Origin of the sequence: Vibrio sp. OPT18, assembly GCF_015163615.1 — a bacterium.
Taxonomy (GTDB): Bacteria; Pseudomonadota; Gammaproteobacteria; order Enterobacterales; family Vibrionaceae; genus Vibrio; species Vibrio coralliirubri.
Map to the genome: position 1 here is coordinate 110296 of NZ_JADDYK010000116.1, position 15124 is coordinate 125419.

General features: G+C 46.2%; 14 protein-coding genes and 1 riboswitch. Of the genes, 6 read left to right on the forward strand and 8 right to left on the reverse strand.

Features of this window, described 5'->3' with window-relative positions; translation table 11 throughout:
- The coding region (locus tag IQQ51_RS27710; protein ID WP_265584338.1) for an ATP-binding protein at positions 1-449 on the forward strand (449 nt) is incomplete at its 5' end.
- A 260-nt stretch (positions 450-709) separates the two neighbouring features.
- On the opposite strand, the gene recG is transcribed toward IQQ51_RS27710, so the two are convergent.
- The 4 genes from recG to gmk all read right to left on the reverse strand — a co-directional run bounded on the left by recG (position 710) and on the right by gmk (position 6588).
- The gene (recG, locus tag IQQ51_RS26215) at positions 710-2788 is read right to left on the reverse strand and encodes an ATP-dependent DNA helicase RecG (protein ID WP_193842526.1); all 2079 of its coding nucleotides are present in this window, start codon (positions 2786-2788) and stop codon (positions 710-712) included.
- A gap of 458 nt (positions 2789-3246) precedes the next feature.
- Positions 3247-5373, reverse strand: coding sequence for a bifunctional GTP diphosphokinase/guanosine-3',5'-bis pyrophosphate 3'-pyrophosphohydrolase (spoT, locus tag IQQ51_RS26220; protein ID WP_048612458.1), 2127 nt, complete (start codon positions 5371-5373; stop codon positions 3247-3249).
- Between the two features lie 39 nt (positions 5374-5412).
- Positions 5413-5685 carry a DNA-directed RNA polymerase subunit omega gene (gene rpoZ, locus IQQ51_RS26225; RefSeq protein ID WP_009848003.1) on the reverse strand — a complete coding sequence of 91 codons (273 nt, stop codon included), beginning with the start codon at positions 5683-5685 and terminating at the stop codon, positions 5413-5415.
- 279 nt (positions 5686-5964) lie between these two features.
- Positions 5965-6588, reverse strand: a complete 624-nt coding sequence (gene gmk, locus IQQ51_RS26230) for a guanylate kinase (RefSeq protein ID WP_017062466.1) — start codon at positions 6586-6588, stop codon at positions 5965-5967.
- A 324-nt stretch (positions 6589-6912) separates the two neighbouring features.
- Positions 6913-7012, forward strand: a riboswitch (purine riboswitch).
- Positions 7013-7070: 58 nt separating this feature from the next.
- Here gmk and IQQ51_RS26235 point away from each other — a divergent pair.
- From IQQ51_RS26235 to IQQ51_RS26245, 3 genes are all read left to right on the forward strand, one after another.
- The gene (locus IQQ51_RS26235) at positions 7071-8441 is read left to right on the forward strand and encodes an NCS2 family permease (RefSeq protein ID WP_017062465.1); all 1371 of its coding nucleotides are present in this window, start codon (positions 7071-7073) and stop codon (positions 8439-8441) included.
- Between the two features lie 220 nt (positions 8442-8661).
- Complete coding sequence (locus IQQ51_RS26240; protein WP_050652097.1) at positions 8662-9087, forward strand: phosphate-starvation-inducible protein PsiE; 426 nt, start codon at positions 8662-8664, stop codon at positions 9085-9087.
- A gap of 311 nt (positions 9088-9398) precedes the next feature.
- Complete coding sequence (locus tag IQQ51_RS26245; RefSeq protein ID WP_017071067.1) at positions 9399-9611, forward strand: cold-shock protein; 213 nt, start codon at positions 9399-9401, stop codon at positions 9609-9611.
- Between the two features lie 347 nt (positions 9612-9958).
- Here the strand turns inward: IQQ51_RS26245 and IQQ51_RS26250 are convergent, their stop codons facing one another.
- Positions 9959-10825 carry a YicC/YloC family endoribonuclease gene (locus tag IQQ51_RS26250; RefSeq protein WP_048607657.1) on the reverse strand — a complete coding sequence of 289 codons (867 nt, stop codon included), beginning with the start codon at positions 10823-10825 and terminating at the stop codon, positions 9959-9961.
- A 214-nt stretch (positions 10826-11039) separates the two neighbouring features.
- Here IQQ51_RS26250 and rph point away from each other — a divergent pair, with 214 nt between their 5' ends.
- Together rph and pyrE are read left to right on the forward strand one after the other, a co-directional pair.
- Positions 11040-11756 (forward strand): ribonuclease PH, encoded by a 717-nt coding sequence (gene rph / locus IQQ51_RS26255; protein ID WP_019826449.1) that lies wholly within the window; start codon positions 11040-11042, stop codon positions 11754-11756.
- A 106-nt stretch (positions 11757-11862) separates the two neighbouring features.
- Positions 11863-12504, forward strand: a complete 642-nt coding sequence (gene pyrE / locus IQQ51_RS26260) for an orotate phosphoribosyltransferase (RefSeq protein WP_017059267.1) — start codon at positions 11863-11865, stop codon at positions 12502-12504.
- Between the two features lie 93 nt (positions 12505-12597).
- On the opposite strand, the gene lpxL is transcribed toward pyrE, so the two are convergent.
- The 3 genes from lpxL to coaBC form a co-directional block, all read right to left on the reverse strand.
- A complete protein-coding gene (gene lpxL / locus IQQ51_RS26265) occupies positions 12598-13578 on the reverse strand; it encodes an LpxL/LpxP family Kdo(2)-lipid IV(A) lauroyl/palmitoleoyl acyltransferase (protein WP_048612461.1) in 981 nt (326 codons plus the stop codon).
- Positions 13579-13617: 39 nt separating this feature from the next.
- Positions 13618-14208 carry a nucleoid occlusion factor SlmA gene (gene slmA / locus IQQ51_RS26270; protein WP_004741428.1) on the reverse strand — a complete coding sequence of 197 codons (591 nt, stop codon included), beginning with the start codon at positions 14206-14208 and terminating at the stop codon, positions 13618-13620.
- A gap of 139 nt (positions 14209-14347) precedes the next feature.
- Positions 14348-15124 (reverse strand): bifunctional phosphopantothenoylcysteine decarboxylase/phosphopantothenate--cysteine ligase CoaBC (coaBC, locus tag IQQ51_RS27715; RefSeq protein WP_228013280.1); only part of this gene is annotated, 777 nt, incomplete at its 5' end.

Here is a 15124-nt window from a genome sequence, read left to right on the forward strand (position 1 = left end):
ATTCATTCCAAGCGGTGTTCGTCGATGATATTGCTCGTGAGGTATCGAGCTCTGAGGGTGGTTACGAGGTTCAGATTGAAACCGATATTCCAGAGTCAATGAAGCCAGCACTGGGCAACCCAATTGCGATGAAGCGCGCGGTGAGTAACTTGGTGGTGAATGCGCTGCGTTACGGCAATGGCTGGGTTAAGGTATCAACTGGTATGACAGCGGATAACAAGCTTGCTTGGGTGACAGTCGAAGATAATGGCCCGGGTATTCCACAAGACCAAATTGGTAAGTTGTTTGAACCTTTCACGCGTGGTGACACGGCTCGTGGCAGCGAAGGTACGGGCTTAGGCTTGGCAATTGTTAAGCGTATTGTCAGCCAGCACCAAGGTGCCGTTGTGGTCAATAACCGCAGTGAAGGTGGCTTAAAAGCGCAGATCAGTTTCCCTGTTAAGCCCTAGTTATTATCGGTCCGTATGATGACGATAAGTTCGGTTTAGGGAGCTGTTAAGAGATCCCCCTACTCGGTCATTCTTCCCTCTCGGGGATGACGAATTGCTAACTATGGACCTTGATGACGGAAGTTTATTTTGATCGTCATTCCCTATCGTGAGGAACGAACGAGTAGGGAATCTCGCTCTTGATTGATGAAAGTAACGCGCATGAAAAAGGCTTCCTGATGGAAGCCTTTTTGCGTTTTAAGCCGGAATATGAGGGCTAACTAAGCCTTCGAATAAACATCGCGTTCACCCAGCCAGCGGTTGATGATCGCCTTGGCGTTGTCTGGGTAGCTATCGTGGATATGTCTTGCGATACGTTGCACTTCAGGGATTAGACGTTGGTCGCGTACCAAGTCAGCAATCTTGAAATCCGCCAAGCCGGTTTGTTTAGTACCAAGCAGTTCCCCAGGGCCACGAATTTCTAAGTCACGCTGTGCAATTACAAAGCCATCGTTACTTTCACGCAGCACACCTAAGCGCTTCTGAGCAGTTTTAGACAGTGGGGAGTGATACAGCAATACACAATGGCTTGCGACCGAACCTCGGCCAACACGGCCACGTAATTGGTGTAATTGCGCCAGACCAAGACGTTCTGGGTTCTCGATGATCATTAAGCTCGAGTTTGGTACGTCCACACCCACTTCAATCACGGTTGTGGCAACTAATAGGTGCAGTTTGTTCTCTTTGAATTCTTGCATCACCGCTTGTTTCTCGGCGGGTTTCATTCGGCCGTGTACCAGACCAATTTTCACATCTGGCAGTTTACGTTGCAGCTCTTCTGCGGTATCAGCGGCGGCTTGCGCTTCCAATACTTCGGATTCATCAATCAGCGTACATACCCAATACGCTTGCTTGCCTTCATTGAGACACGCATTACGCACTCGCTCGACAATGTCATCACGTTTGGTATCAGGGATCGCTACGGTTTGAATCGGTGTTCGTCCCGGTGGTAGCTCATCAATGATTGAGGTTTCGAGGTCGGCATAGGCGGTCATGGCCAGCGTTCGCGGAATCGGTGTTGCGGTCATCACCAACTGATGTGGGTAATAGCCTTGTTTGGCGCCTTTCTCTCGCAGCTCTAATCGCTGGTGAACACCAAATCGGTGTTGCTCATCAATGATGACTAAACCAAGGTTTTTGAACTCGACATGCTCTTGGAATAGAGCATGAGTACCGACCACCATTTGTGCTTCGCCACTGGCAATATGCGCCAGTTCGGTTTCACGAGCTTTGCCTTTGAGTTTACCTGCGAGCCAACCGACTTGGATACCCATTGCTTCAAACCAGTTAGCAAAGTTGATTGCGTGCTGCTCGGCTAATAGTTCAGTTGGTGCCATCAGGGCTACTTGCTGACCATGTTCTAGTGCGCGAACCGCCGCGAGTGCAGCGACTAAGGTTTTACCTGAGCCTACATCACCTTGCACTAAACGCATCATAGGGTGCGGCTTTTCAAGGTCGGCTTCGATCTCTTTAGTCACCCGTGCTTGAGCATTGGTTGGAGAAAACGGCAGCTGAGCCAACAACTTATCTTTCAGAGTATTCACTGGAGGAAAAGGCATCGCCTTGTCTTGTTGCCCTTTACTACGAACAGACAGCATCGATAGGTTTTGAGCCAGTAGTTCTTCCATAATCAGGCGCAGCTGCGCAGGGTGTTTACCTTCATCAAATAGCTCTAGGTCAATGCCCGGAGGTGGTCTGTGAATGGTATGCAATGCTTGCGCTAGGGTGATTTGGTGGTCGTATAAACCTGATGGGAGCAGCTCGTTAACCGCCGCTTTGTCTATCAGATCGAGCGCTTGATCGGTAAGGTTACGCAGCGTGACTTGTCTTAACCCCTCGGTGGTTGGGTACACTGGAGTGAGGTTCGCTTCAACATCTGGCTGCTGCCGTGGTGCAAAGAACTTGTAGTCAGGGTGAACAATCTCAAGCCCCATATTACCGCGCTTGATCTCACCATAGGCATGCACTTGCTTGCCTTCGGCAAAGTTATTCTTCATTCCTGCAGTAAAGTTGAAAAAGCGCAGCGTGATAGTGCCGTTACCATCGCTGATCTTTACTGCGAGCATCTTACGTTTACCGAAAATGGTATCGACGTGCATCACCTTGCCTTGCACTGCAGCCCATAAGCCTGCGTGCAGTTTTACGATCGGATAGATACGTGTTCTATCTTCGTAGCGTAAAGGGAGGTGAAACAGCAAGTCTTGTACGTTGTTAAGCCCAACCTTCTCCAGTTTCTCTGCGACTTTTGCGCCGACTCCAGATAAAGAGTTGAGAGGGATAGCAGATAAAAGCTGTGACATAACAAGGCTCATAAACGTAAGAGAGATAATCTATTCAAGCATTTTACTGGATTTTTGTACAGGATAAAGCGAAAGAGCAGATTAGGAGCAGATACGGGATGCGAGTAAACGAGATACGAAGAGATTAAGAGCAGGTTCGGGGTGCGAGTTAATGGGATTCGAAGGGATGAAGAGCAGATGCGGGGTGCGGGTAATCGAGATTCGAAGGAATGAAGAGCAGATGCGGGTAAACGAGATTCGAAAAGATTAAAGCAATATATAAAATTAAAGCAGACTCGAAATACGAAGAGTTGAGTGGTGAAAAGCTTTTGCTCTTCGCATCTCGAGACTCGTATCTCTCATCTGCTTTATCTATCGAGATACTAAAAGATTAAAAAAGATGTGGAGCCAAGATGGTGAGTCACGAAGTCTTTTGCTCTTCGCATCTCGCCATCTCGAATCCCTCATCTTTATTTTGATCAGTTCTTACGACGTCTTACTTTCAGCGCGTGTGGCATCACACGTAGCTTCTTCATAATACTTGCAAGGTGAACACGATCTTTGGTGGTCAGCAAGATTGTCACTGTGTACAGGCGTCCATCACGTTCTTCGGTTGAAATACCGTGAATGTTAGAGCCTGTTTTCGAGATAACATTAGTTAGCTCAGCCAGTGCACCTTGGTGGTTCTGCAGATCAACCTGAAGCTCAGCGGTGAACTCTTGGTCGTAATCGTCAGACCATTCAACCGCCATGTATTTGTCTGGTTCTTTCTGGTAACCACGAACGTTTGGACACGTTTCACGGTGAACCACAAGGCCACGACCTGGAGATACATGAGCAATGATGTGATCATCTGGAATCGGGTGACAACAGTTAGCGAACGTCAGTAGCAGACCTTCAGCACCACGGATCGGAAGTTTCTTCCTCGGTGTGTCGCTGTTGTTTTCTACTTCAGTCAGTTCGTCAGCATCACCAAGCAGGCGACGAGCAATAACGATACTCATCAGCTCACCAAGACCAATCGACGCCAGTAAGTCTTCAACACTTTCTAGGCGTAAGTCGGACAATACATGTTCTAGATTCTCTTGGCCGATATCGGCAATAGAGTGTTCGCCAAGTGCATGATTCAGTAAACGGCGGCCTAGCGTGATCGACTCTTCACGACGCATGGTTTTTAGAACCTGGCGGATCTTAGTACGTGCACGTGATGTCACCACGTAGTTGAGCCATGCTGCATTCGGACGTGCGCCCGGAGCACTGATGATCTCAATGGTTTGACCGTTCTTCAGCGATTTGCTGAGTGGGTAAGGGTTCATGTCTACACGAGCACCTACACACATGTTGCCGACATCGGTATGCACCGCGTAAGCAAAATCGACCGCTGTTGCGCCTGCCGGAAGTTCGACAATGCGACCCTTCGGCGTGAACACGAAGATCTCATCTGGGAACAGATCAGACTTAACGTTTTCAATGAATTCGAATGAGTTACCCGCGCTTTGTTGCAGCTCAAGTAAGCTCTGCATCCAACGTTGTGCTTTAACCTGTGCGGTTGTGCCATTACTGCTGCGTGAGCCGTTGCCTTTGTAAGACCAGTGTGCCGCGACACCTTTGTCTGCCATTTGATCCATATCTTCAGTACGGATCTGAACCTCAACTGGCACCCCGTGAGGGCCGATCATTGACGTGTGCAGAGATTGGTAGCCGTTGGCTTTTGGTACCGCAATGTAATCTTTCATGCGGCCAGGGCGAGGCTTGTACAGGCTGTGAGCCTGACCAAGTACGCGATAACAAGTATCTGGGGTATCAACCACGACGCGGAAAGCGTAGATGTCCATAATGGTGTGGAAGCGCTGCTCTTTGGTTTTCATCTTGTTGTAGATGGAGAACAGGTTCTTTTCACGACCAAGTACGCGAGCAGGTAAACCGACTTCTTCAAGGCGGCCTTCAATTTCGCTATGGATACGTTGGATCATTTCCTTACGGTTACCACGCGCAGCTTTCACTACGTTTTTAAGTACGCGATAACGGTTAGGATAGAGGGCTTCAAAGCCCAGCTCTTCTAGTTCGGTCTTGATGTTATGAATACCAAGACGGTGAGCTAGTGGAGAATAAATCTCTAGGGTTTCACGAGCAATACGACGCTTTTTGTCAGGACGAAGTGCCCCAAGCGTGCGCATGTTGTGAGTACGGTCAGCTAATTTGATCAAGATAACGCGGATGTCTTGCACCATGGCGAGAACCATCTTGCGGAAGTTCTCTGCTTGCGCTTCTTTGCGATCACGAAATTTAAGCTTATCCAGCTTAGATACACCATCAACCAATTCAGCAACGGTATTGCCAAACTTTTCCTCTAGATCTTCTTTAGTGACATCACAGTCTTCGATGACATCATGAAGCAGAGCAGCTTGCAGGGTTTCGATATCCAGACGCATTTCTGCCAGGATTCTTGAAACAGCTACAGGGTGGATAATGTATGGTTCACCGCTTGAGCGGGTTTGCCCTTCATGGGCGTCTCTCGCTACCACATAAGATTGACGCAGAGCCTCAATTTGAGGCTCTGTTAGGTATTCTTGGGCAACGTCTTTGAGGCTATCGAATAGATACAAATTAAAGGCCCGGAAGGTTAATTAGTTCGAATGACGTTCTTAACGAGTGTGAGCGATGCTGCTTACTGCTGCAAGTTCAGCCGCTTCTTGCTCTTGTTGCTCTTGACGTTCACGAGCATCTAGTACGTCTTTAGTGATAAGACCTTCTTCGATTTCGCGAAGAGCGATAACCGTTGGCTTATCGTTTTCTTCAGGCACTAGTGAATCTTTACCGCCAGTTTGCATTTGACGTGCGCGGCGAGCCGCAATAAGAACTAGGTCGAAACGGTTGCCAACTTTTTCAACAGCGTCTTGAACAGTTACGCGTGCCATGAGGACTCCAAATAGTAATTAACTAATAAATTTTTGATGACGAGAAAGTATACAAGTTTAACTAGAGACTTTCTAGATCACCGTATACTTATCTCAATGGAAAATCCAGTTATACCAATCACAGTAAATAAGTGTTCAGAGATAGCGCCGAAAAAAAGTTTGAGAACAAGGCAGAATTTTTCGATAAGTAGTGACCCTACAATCAAAAATTCTAACGACGTTATCAGGCTTTTTCACAAGCTAGAATGACCAGTTGTTTACTACGATTGGTATCAGAGATTATTCCGCCAGTAGTGCTGTAAGCATGCCGCTGTATTTCGCTGCTTGCTTATCTTCTTTTAAGCGCTCCGCACGAATGATAGCTCTGAAGTCCATTAGGGCTGCATCAAAGTCGTCATTCACGATCACATAATCATATTCTGCATAGTGAGAAATCTCTGATTTTGCTTCGCTCATGCGTTTCGCAATAACTTCGTCGCTGTCTTGACCGCGAACATTCAAACGACGCTCTAGTTCACCATTTGATGGTGGAAGAATGAAGACACTCTTCGCTTGAGGCATTTGTTCACGGATCTGACGAGCACCTTGCCAGTCGATATCTAGGAATACATCGATACCGCGGTTTAGGTTTTCTTCAATCCAAACGCGTGAAGTACCGTAGTAGTTGCCGAACACTTCAGCGTACTCTAGGAATTCACCTTTAGTAATTAGGTCTTCAAAATGATGCTTCTCTACGAAGTGGTAGTGAACACCATTTTCTTCACCAGGGCGCATACCGCGAGTGGTGTGTGAAACAGATACCTTCATTGCGTAGGTTGGATTGGTTTCTAGCATTGCTGAGATCAAGCTCGACTTACCTGCGCCACTAGGTGCAGATACGATGTAAAGAGTACCTTTGCCCATCTGTATATTTCCACTGTTGGTTGGATTGAGTGAAGGCAATAAACCTACACTTTAAAAGATAGCACTGACTCTAATTGTTGTTCCGTTGGTTACGTCTATAAAGAGATAACGAGTAAAACTAATAGAAGCAACTGGTGAAAATTAGGTCAGAAAAATGGAGGCGAAGAGTAGCATATTTAGATGATTGAGAACAACTGACTTGATCGTTATTTATCAGCAAATGATCTTCTCAAAGATCTTTGTATAAATGTAATGACCCGTCATCGGTACTTTTTTATGTGATCTGGACAAAATTTGTTGAAGTTTTAATCTCAATCCTTACAATCCGCGCAAACGATTAAATGCTGTATATATCTAGTGATATGGACTAGATGTTTCTACTACCGAGCCTACCTTGGTGACTACAGTTTTTAGTGTAGAGACCTCTCTATTCTCACAGCATTTGAATCACCAAATTCTTAATTTATTGCATAGGTTTTGTTGTGAGTACCGATTCCACCCTGAAAGCCCAGAACACCTCTGGCTCGCTTGATTCGATGTTTAAAATCACTGAAAGAAAAACCACGATTGGCACTGAGCTGTACGCGGGTTTCATTACTTTCTTGGCGATGAGTTACATTCTGGCGGTTAACCCAGCAATTTTGGGTGATATTCCAGGCATGGACAAAGGTGCCGTGTTTACTGCAACAGCTCTGTCTGCGGCTATCGCAACCCTAATCATGGGCATTTGGGGCAACTACCCAGTGATGCTTGCGCCGGGCATGAGCATGAACGGCTTCTTCAAAGGCTTACTATTAAGTGGTTCAGTCGCAGTACTTTGGAATGAGGCGCTGTTCGGCATCTTCCTGTCAGGTATCCTGTACCTCGCGTTCTCGTTAACTAATATTCGTAAATCGATGATTGAATCGATTCCTGAAGATTTGAAGTTGGCGATTACCGTGTCTCTCGGACTGTTCATTGCTTTCTTAGGTCTTAAGAATGCGGGCATTATCGTTTCTAACCCATTCGTATTGGTTGGCTTAGGCGACATTTCCGATCCAAAAGTGATCATTGCTTATGTGAGCATCTTTATCGCATTGGGTTGTATGGTTCGTGACATCAAGCTAGCAACGTTCATCTCGTTCGTTTCAGCTATTGTGTTGACGATTCTTGCTGACGTCTTCATGGGCACTTCAAACGCACCAATCCCAGAACAGTTTATTGCTATGCCACCAAGTATGGCTGGCAGCTTTGGCGCTATCTTTGATTTCTCTGCTTTCACGCCAGAGAAAATGTTCGACCTATTGTTCATCGTGCTTATATTCCTGATTGTCGACTTCTTCGATGGCTTGAGCACGATTGTTGGTGTTGGCCGCGATGCGGGTATCATCGATAAAGACGGCAAGGTGCCAAACGCGAAATCGGCTCTAGTAGCGGATGCGGGCGGTACTGTGATTGGCTCTATTCTTGGTACTACATCAATTACCGCATTCTCTGAGTCTGGCATTGCGTCTTCTCAAGGTGCGAAAACGGGCTTGGCAGCAGTTATGGTGGCTGGTCTGTTCTTAATCTCGCTGTTCCTATACCCAATCTTCTCTATCTTCTCGGCTGCAATGGTTGCACCGGCGATGGTCGTGGTTGGCATCTACATGGTAGGTCGCCTTGGTCAGATTAACTGGGAAAAGAAAGAGTCACGCATTGCAGCCTTCTTTACCATCATGTTCACAGTGCTAAGCTTCTCTCCAGCGAACGGTATGGCGATGGGCTTCATCAGCTACGCATTCACAATGGTTGTGGCAGGTAAGCGCAAAGAAGTACACCCGCTTATCTACGGACTGTGTGTGGTGTTCTTAACTTACCTGATTCTGCTTTAAGGCTATTAGCCACTAAGAAGTCGCTAAGTAAAAGACAAACAGATGGCTCTGCAGTGAATGTGGGGCCATTTTTGTATCTGTCGCTTTTTACTGTTGCCTCTTAATGTTGGCTACCGATGAATTGATGGCGTTATCCTAAAGTCGATGCTTTGACAGTACGCGACTTATATTGATGCATGCTATTGTAGAGACTGGATTAATTATTTTTTGAAGAGTGAATATGCCTTCTAACTTACCTAGATCTTTTAGTAAGCCGTTTTTAAAAGTATTCCACATTATGGAAGCGGTATTGCTGGTGGCGATCACGCTCGCGACCTTGTTTGCGATGGTCGAAGAGTTCATGCATGTCTTCGCTGAACGCCGAGTGCAATTGACCGACATTCTGCTGATGTTCATCTATTTAGAAGTGTTGGCGATGGTTCAGCAGTTTGTGATGAACGGTAAGATCCCTGTGCGATACCCGATCTATATCGCGATGATGGCGATTGCTCGTTACATCACTTTGGGCATGAAAGAACTCGATGCGGTATTGATCGTTTGGTTATCTTTAGCGGCATTTATCTTGGCCGCGGCAACATTGTTGATTCGTGTTGGACATCATTATTGGCCGTATGTAGACCTTAGAACCAAGCAGCCAGATGAGTAACACTTTGAAGGTTAAAGTTTTATAAATGAAGCCCAACGATATCATTGGGCTTTTAATTTAAGTCGATTGAACAAAAAAACATCAAATTGTCCAAATAACGCTTTACAAGCAGGCTCAGATCACCAAGAATGGCGTCGCTCTGTTCTCAGGGTTATTAAATGAAACATCCAGTTGTAAAGTAAAACCCTTAGTATTGCTTCATTGTTATTCTCAGTGTTTCCCTTAGCTTCATAGATACATTAAATAATTCAAGCTTTCAGCGCATCGCACTTTTGGCGATTAATTTTTTATTTTTATATAAGGGACACATCATGTCTAACAAAGTAAACGGCGTAGTAAAATGGTTTAACGAAGAGAAAGGCTTCGGTTTCCTAACTCAAGACAACGGCGGCGCTGACGTATTCGTACACTTCCGTGCAATCGCTTCTGAAGGTTTCAAGACTCTTAAAGAAGGCCAACAAGTGTCTTTCGAAGTAGAGCAAGGCCAAAAAGGTCTTCAAGCTGCAAACGTTGTAGCTCTATAAGATTTTAAGTCGGCGCAGGTTGCATTAGCAACTTGCGTCACTTTCTCCTCAAATCTGTTTCCCCCTCAGTTTTACCGTAATACTCTCCTTCACTTGTAATACCCTCTCTAAATATTCAAAAATCCTGTTTTACGTCCGTTATCTCGTTCTATCTATCGCTGTATCTATCTTTTGCTCTAAGTAAATCTTCTGCGTAACTACCAACTTACTGACTAACCCTGATTGTCATTACTATATCCACAAAAAAAGCCCCTAAAAATAGGAGCTCCTTTTGATCTAATCAACACTGTTAGTTAATCAACACAGATTAGGCTGATTACTCTTTATCGTGTTTAGCTTACAGACTGTTACTCAATGTTTTGAATTTGCTCACGCATCTGTTCGATAAGAACCTTAAGCTCTACGCCTGATGCAGTGATGTCTGTGCTGATAGACTTAGACGCTAGCGTGTTTGACTCACGGTTGAACTCTTGCATCATGAAGTCTAGTTTACGACCACAAGCGCCACCTTTCTTCAGTACTGCATTTGCTTCTTTCACGTGAGAATCTAGACGGTCTAGCTCTTCTGCTACGTCTGACTTCTGCGCCAGTAGGATAAGCTCTTGCTCAACACGAGAACCTTCAAGTTCTATTTTCGCATCTTCAAATTTGGTAAGAAGACGCTCACGTTGCCACTCTAGGATCTCAGGCATGCGTGCACGAACTTTCACTACTTCTTCAGTGATTGCATCTAAGCGCTGTACGATGAGCGCCTTCATGTTCTCACCTTCACGAGCACGAGCATCAATGAACTCTGCGATAGCATCGTTGAATGCGTCTAGCAGGTCTTTGTTGATAGCATCCATGTCTTGCTCTGGCGTTTCCATCACACCAGGCCAGTTCATGACTTGGAATGGGTTCAAACGGCTCTCTTCGCCAGTCATCGTCATTACTTGGTTCGCCGCATTGATTACTTGCTGAGCCAAACCTTCGTTAATGCTTAGTTCTCCCTTTGCAGCAGGGTTTGCTTCAAAGCGTAGGTTACATTCAACCTTACCGCGCGCTAGACGCTTACGGAAACGCTCACGCAAGATTGGTTCTAAACCACGGAACTGTTCAGGCATACGGAAGTAAGTTTCTAGGTAGCGTTGGTTTACACTACGGATTTCCCATACTGCTGTACCCCAATCGCCTTTTACTTCTTTGCGTGCGTACGCGGTCATACTATAAATCATCGAATTTTCCTGTCTTTTATCATTCTGAAAATAACGCGCACGCATAGTATCACGATATGGTGTACTCTCGAAGCCTGCCGCCTTTCATGATGGATAGCTTTGCACGATAAACTGCTATATAATCTTGCCCCAATCAAAACTGTCTCACCCCTTTCTTAGGTGATGCACTCTTTCGATAGTAAATCACTTCAGACTGTTAATAAGGTAGATACCAATGCGTCCAAATGACCGCGCTGTAGATCAAATTCGTCCAATTAAAATTACTCGTAACTACACAGCTTATGCTGAAGGTTCTGTATTAGTTGAGTTCGGCAACACTAAAGTTCTATGTAATGCGACGGTAGAAGAAAACGTGCCGCGTTGGTTAAAAGGCCAAGGAAAGGGTTGGGTTACAGCTGAATACGGCATGCTGCCACGTGCGACGCACACTCGTAACCGTCGTGAAGCGGCGAGCGGCAAGCAAGGTGGTCGTACGATGGAAATCCAACGTCTGATCGCTCGTAGCCTACGTGCTGTTGTTGACCTGAAAGTAATGGGTGAAATCATGATCACTGTCGATTGTGATGTTATCCAAGCAGACGGCGGTACTCGTACTGCGTCTATCTCAGGTGCAAGCGTTGCAATGGCTGACGCTATCAACAGCCTACTAGCAAGCGGCAAACTGAAAAAGAACCCAATGAAAGGCCACGTAGCGGCAGTTTCAGTGGGCATCGTTGGTGCACAAGCACTGTGTGACCTTGAGTACGTTGAAGACTCAGCAGCCGACACCGATATGAACGTTGTAATGACGGAAGACGGTAAGATGATTGAGATTCAAGGCACAGCAGAAGGCGAACCGTTCAGCCACGAAGAGCTGATGCAGCTTTTAGCCCTGGCGAATAAGGGTATTGCTGATATTGTTGAAGCGCAGAAGTCGGCGTTAGCAGAATAGTTTTTAGATAGCTCCTTTTTTAAGGGGCTATTTTTTTGTCTGTAAAACTCGAAAGAGTAGTGCAGAGCGTAAGTTAAGTTTTATTGAATAAACGTAGAGGAAAAACATGAAAGCATATCAACGTGAATTTATTGAATTTGCACTAGAGAAAGAAGTACTTAAGTTTGGTGAGTTTACTTTAAAGTCTGGCCGTAAGAGCCCTTACTTCTTCAATGCTGGATTGTTTAATACAGGTCGTGACCTAGCACGCTTAGGTCGCTTCTACGCAGCAGCATTGGCAGATTCAGGTATTGAGTTTGATGTACTATTTGGTCCTGCATACAAGGGTATCCCAATTGCAACGACGACAGCGGTTGCACTGGCAGATCACCACGATGTAGATACGCCTTACTGTTTTAACCGTAAAGAAGCGAAAAACCACGGTGAAGGTGGCAACCTTGTCGGTAGCGCGCTTGAAGGTCGCATTATGTTAGTGGACGACGTGATCACGGCAGGTACTGCGATTCGTGAGTCGATGGAAATCATCCAAGCTAACGGCGCTGATTTAGCGGGTGTGCTTGTTGCTATCGACCGTCAAGAGAAGGGCAAAGGCGAGCTGTCTGCGATTCAAGAAGTTGAGCGTGACTTCGGTTGTGCAATCATCTCAATTGTTAGCCTGACTGACTTGGTTACTTTCCTTGAAGAGAAAGGCACCGACGCAGCACATCTAGAATCTGTAAAAGCCTACCGCGCTCAATACGGCATCTAATACAATTTGTTATAGCTATAGAATGCACAAGGGGCTGATGAATCATCAGCCCCTTTTCTTTTGGTTCAGAAGTATTTACTGGTAGCGGCGACTCTACTTATAACGAATGCCGCGCTCAGCTTCTGGGTCTTCCATGGTCTTAAAGCGTTTGTGTAGCCACATCCACTGTTCTGGTGCTCTTAAGATAATCTTCTCAAGGTAGCTGTTCATGTAGGCAGCGGCGGCTTTCTCATCTTTTTGTGGATAGTTATCTTCAATTGACTCATCGGCCATGATCTCATACTTGCCATCGGCATTTCTAAAACCAGACCCCGGAACAAGTGCACATCGGCTAGTGTAAGCCAGAATACTGGTGCCTGTTGTGGTACATGCATCTTCTACCGCGAAGAAAGGCACAAACACAGACTTGTTACGACCGTAGTCATGATCCGGTAGGTAGAAAAGGATCTCACCCTGACGCAGGATTCGAATCATACGCTTCACGTCTTTACGGTGGATAAGGCGGTTGCCGTTCTGAGTACGACCACGGTATTGAATGAACTCGTAAGCTGGGTTGTTGTGCGGGCGATAAACACCTAAACCAGAAATACCAAGAACGGCCATTGCTCGCGCAGTGATCTCTAGGTTTAAGGCATGCACACAGCATAGAAGAACACCTTTACCGTTGGCTTTGTGCGTACGCAGTGCTTGGGTATCTTTATCTACTAGGATTCGCTTGAAACGCCACGTCGGCCAAAACCAGGTAATGCCGGTTTCGATGAGTGCCATACCGGTGTTCTTAAAGTTCTCACTGACCATTGCCGCGACTTCATCTGCTGGCTTGTCTGGGAAGGCGAGCTCCAAGTTACGTGTTGCTACCGCGACGCGCTTTTTACCATAGCGAGCACCCAAAGAGCCTAACGATCGGCCTAACAGCAGTAAGAGGCGATAAGGGAGAACGTTAACGATAAGCGCCAATAACCCAAAACCGAACCATACTCCCCAGTATTTAGGGTGGAGTAACGCCAGAGTAAAGGGTGGCTTAGTAATAACGTGTTGTGCAGTGCTGTTTGTCGGAGAAGTTTTCGTCGTCATAACCATCACTTAAGATTTGATTGCTACTTAATTTGATTGCTACTTAATCTGAGCGCTTAGCAGAGCCCAATAAGCATCAAAATTTTCTGTTGGTTGATATTTGAAGTCTGAGCGAACAAATCGATTCAAGCTGCCTTCAACTTGACCGAGCAGTTGAGCGGCTAAGATTTTCTCATCAACCGGGAATGATTTCCCTTCACGAAGCTTTCTTTCACGCAGGATCTGGCGAAGTTGCGTCTCAATGCGTTCGAAAAGTTGGTTGATGCGATCACGCAGGCGTTCATTTTCAAACATTAGAGCATGACCAGATAAAATTCGAGTCAGGCCTGGGTTACGTTCCGAGAAAACTAAGATAAGTTGTAGTACTAGGCGTATGCGCTCTAGCGTGTCTTTCTCTTCATCCAGAATACGGTTGATTCGAGACATCAACGCTTCTTCAATGAACTCGATCAGGCCTTCAAACATGCGGGCTTTGCTTGGGAAGTGGCGGTATAACGCAGCTTCAGAAACACCAACTTGCTTGGCCAACTTTACCGTTGTGATACGAGAAGCACCTTCGGTCGATTCCAACATTTGTGCGAGAGCTTGTAGGATTTCTTCACGACGGTTTGATTTTCGAGTACCAGCCATCTATTTACTTCCTTTCCTAAAGATGAGGATTGAGTGAAGAAGGATTATAAACACCATTCAATTCTGTTTCCTAGTTTTGTGAGCCCTAGGTCAACAGAATCGAGAGGTGTCAGCAGATTGTCAGAGCAAATTTGTGTGTTTATGCATCAATAAGCTGTTGGATCTGAGCGAGGAGCTGGAAACCAAGAGTGTCTTTGCTTTCCAGTGGCAGAGATTTATCGCCGCCTTTCCAATAAAGGTGTAGCTCATTGCTATTGCTATTGAAGCCTTGACCTTCGACAGAGACATCGTTGGCGCAAATCATGTCGAGGTTCTTTCTTTCCAGTTTGCCGCGTGCGTATTTCTCAACATCTTGAGTTTCTGCTGCGAAGCCGACAGTAAATGGGCGTCCTTCGGTCATCGAAGCGACAGAAGCGACGATGTCTGGGTTTTTAACCATTTGAATGGTCATGTCGTCTTTACCATCGACCTTTTTAAGCTTTTGGTCTGCGATGGTCTCAGGGCGATAATCGGCAACCGCGGCGCAGCTGATGAAAATATCATGTTGAGAAGCGTTTGCTGCAACCGCATCAAACATCTGTTGAGCGCTGTCGACATCGATACGATTAACCTTGTTTGGTGTCGCGAGTGATACAGGGCCGCTGACTAGAGTCACCGTTGCACCTTGTTTCGCTGCAGCTTCAGCCAGTGCATAGCCCATCTTGCCTGAGCTGTGGTTGGTAATGTAACGCACAGGGTCAATCGCTTCACGAGTCGGGCCTGCAGTAATAAGCACAGAACGGCCAGTAAGCGGCTTAGGTTGGAAGAAGTCTTCACAACGGTGCACTAACTGCATTGGCTCTAACATACGACCCATACCGACATCACCACACGCTTGCTCGCCAGCCGCCGGGCCCCAAACCTCACAACCACGACG

What these genes read in the sequence shown, in the direction of transcription:
- recG (WP_193842526.1), bottom strand. Translation starts at nt 2,788, where the DNA reads ATGTCACAGCTTTTATCTGCTATCCCTCTCAACTCTTTATCTGGAGTC.
- rpoZ (WP_009848003.1), bottom strand. Translation starts at nt 5,685, where the DNA reads ATGGCACGCGTAACTGTTCAAGACGCTGTTGAAAAAGTTGGCAACCGT.
- gmk (WP_017062466.1), bottom strand. Translation starts at nt 6,588, where the DNA reads ATGGGCAAAGGTACTCTTTACATCGTATCTGCACCTAGTGGCGCAGGT.
- IQQ51_RS26240 (WP_050652097.1), top strand. Translation starts at nt 8,662, where the DNA reads ATGCCTTCTAACTTACCTAGATCTTTTAGTAAGCCGTTTTTAAAAGTA.
- IQQ51_RS26245 (WP_017071067.1), top strand. Translation starts at nt 9,399, where the DNA reads ATGTCTAACAAAGTAAACGGCGTAGTAAAATGGTTTAACGAAGAGAAA.
- IQQ51_RS26250 (WP_048607657.1), bottom strand. Translation starts at nt 10,825, where the DNA reads ATGATTTATAGTATGACCGCGTACGCACGCAAAGAAGTAAAAGGCGAT.
- rph (WP_019826449.1), top strand. Translation starts at nt 11,040, where the DNA reads ATGCGTCCAAATGACCGCGCTGTAGATCAAATTCGTCCAATTAAAATT.
- pyrE (WP_017059267.1), top strand. Translation starts at nt 11,863, where the DNA reads ATGAAAGCATATCAACGTGAATTTATTGAATTTGCACTAGAGAAAGAA.
- lpxL (WP_048612461.1), bottom strand. Translation starts at nt 13,578, where the DNA reads ATGACGACGAAAACTTCTCCGACAAACAGCACTGCACAACACGTTATT.
- slmA (WP_004741428.1), bottom strand. Translation starts at nt 14,208, where the DNA reads ATGGCTGGTACTCGAAAATCAAACCGTCGTGAAGAAATCCTACAAGCT.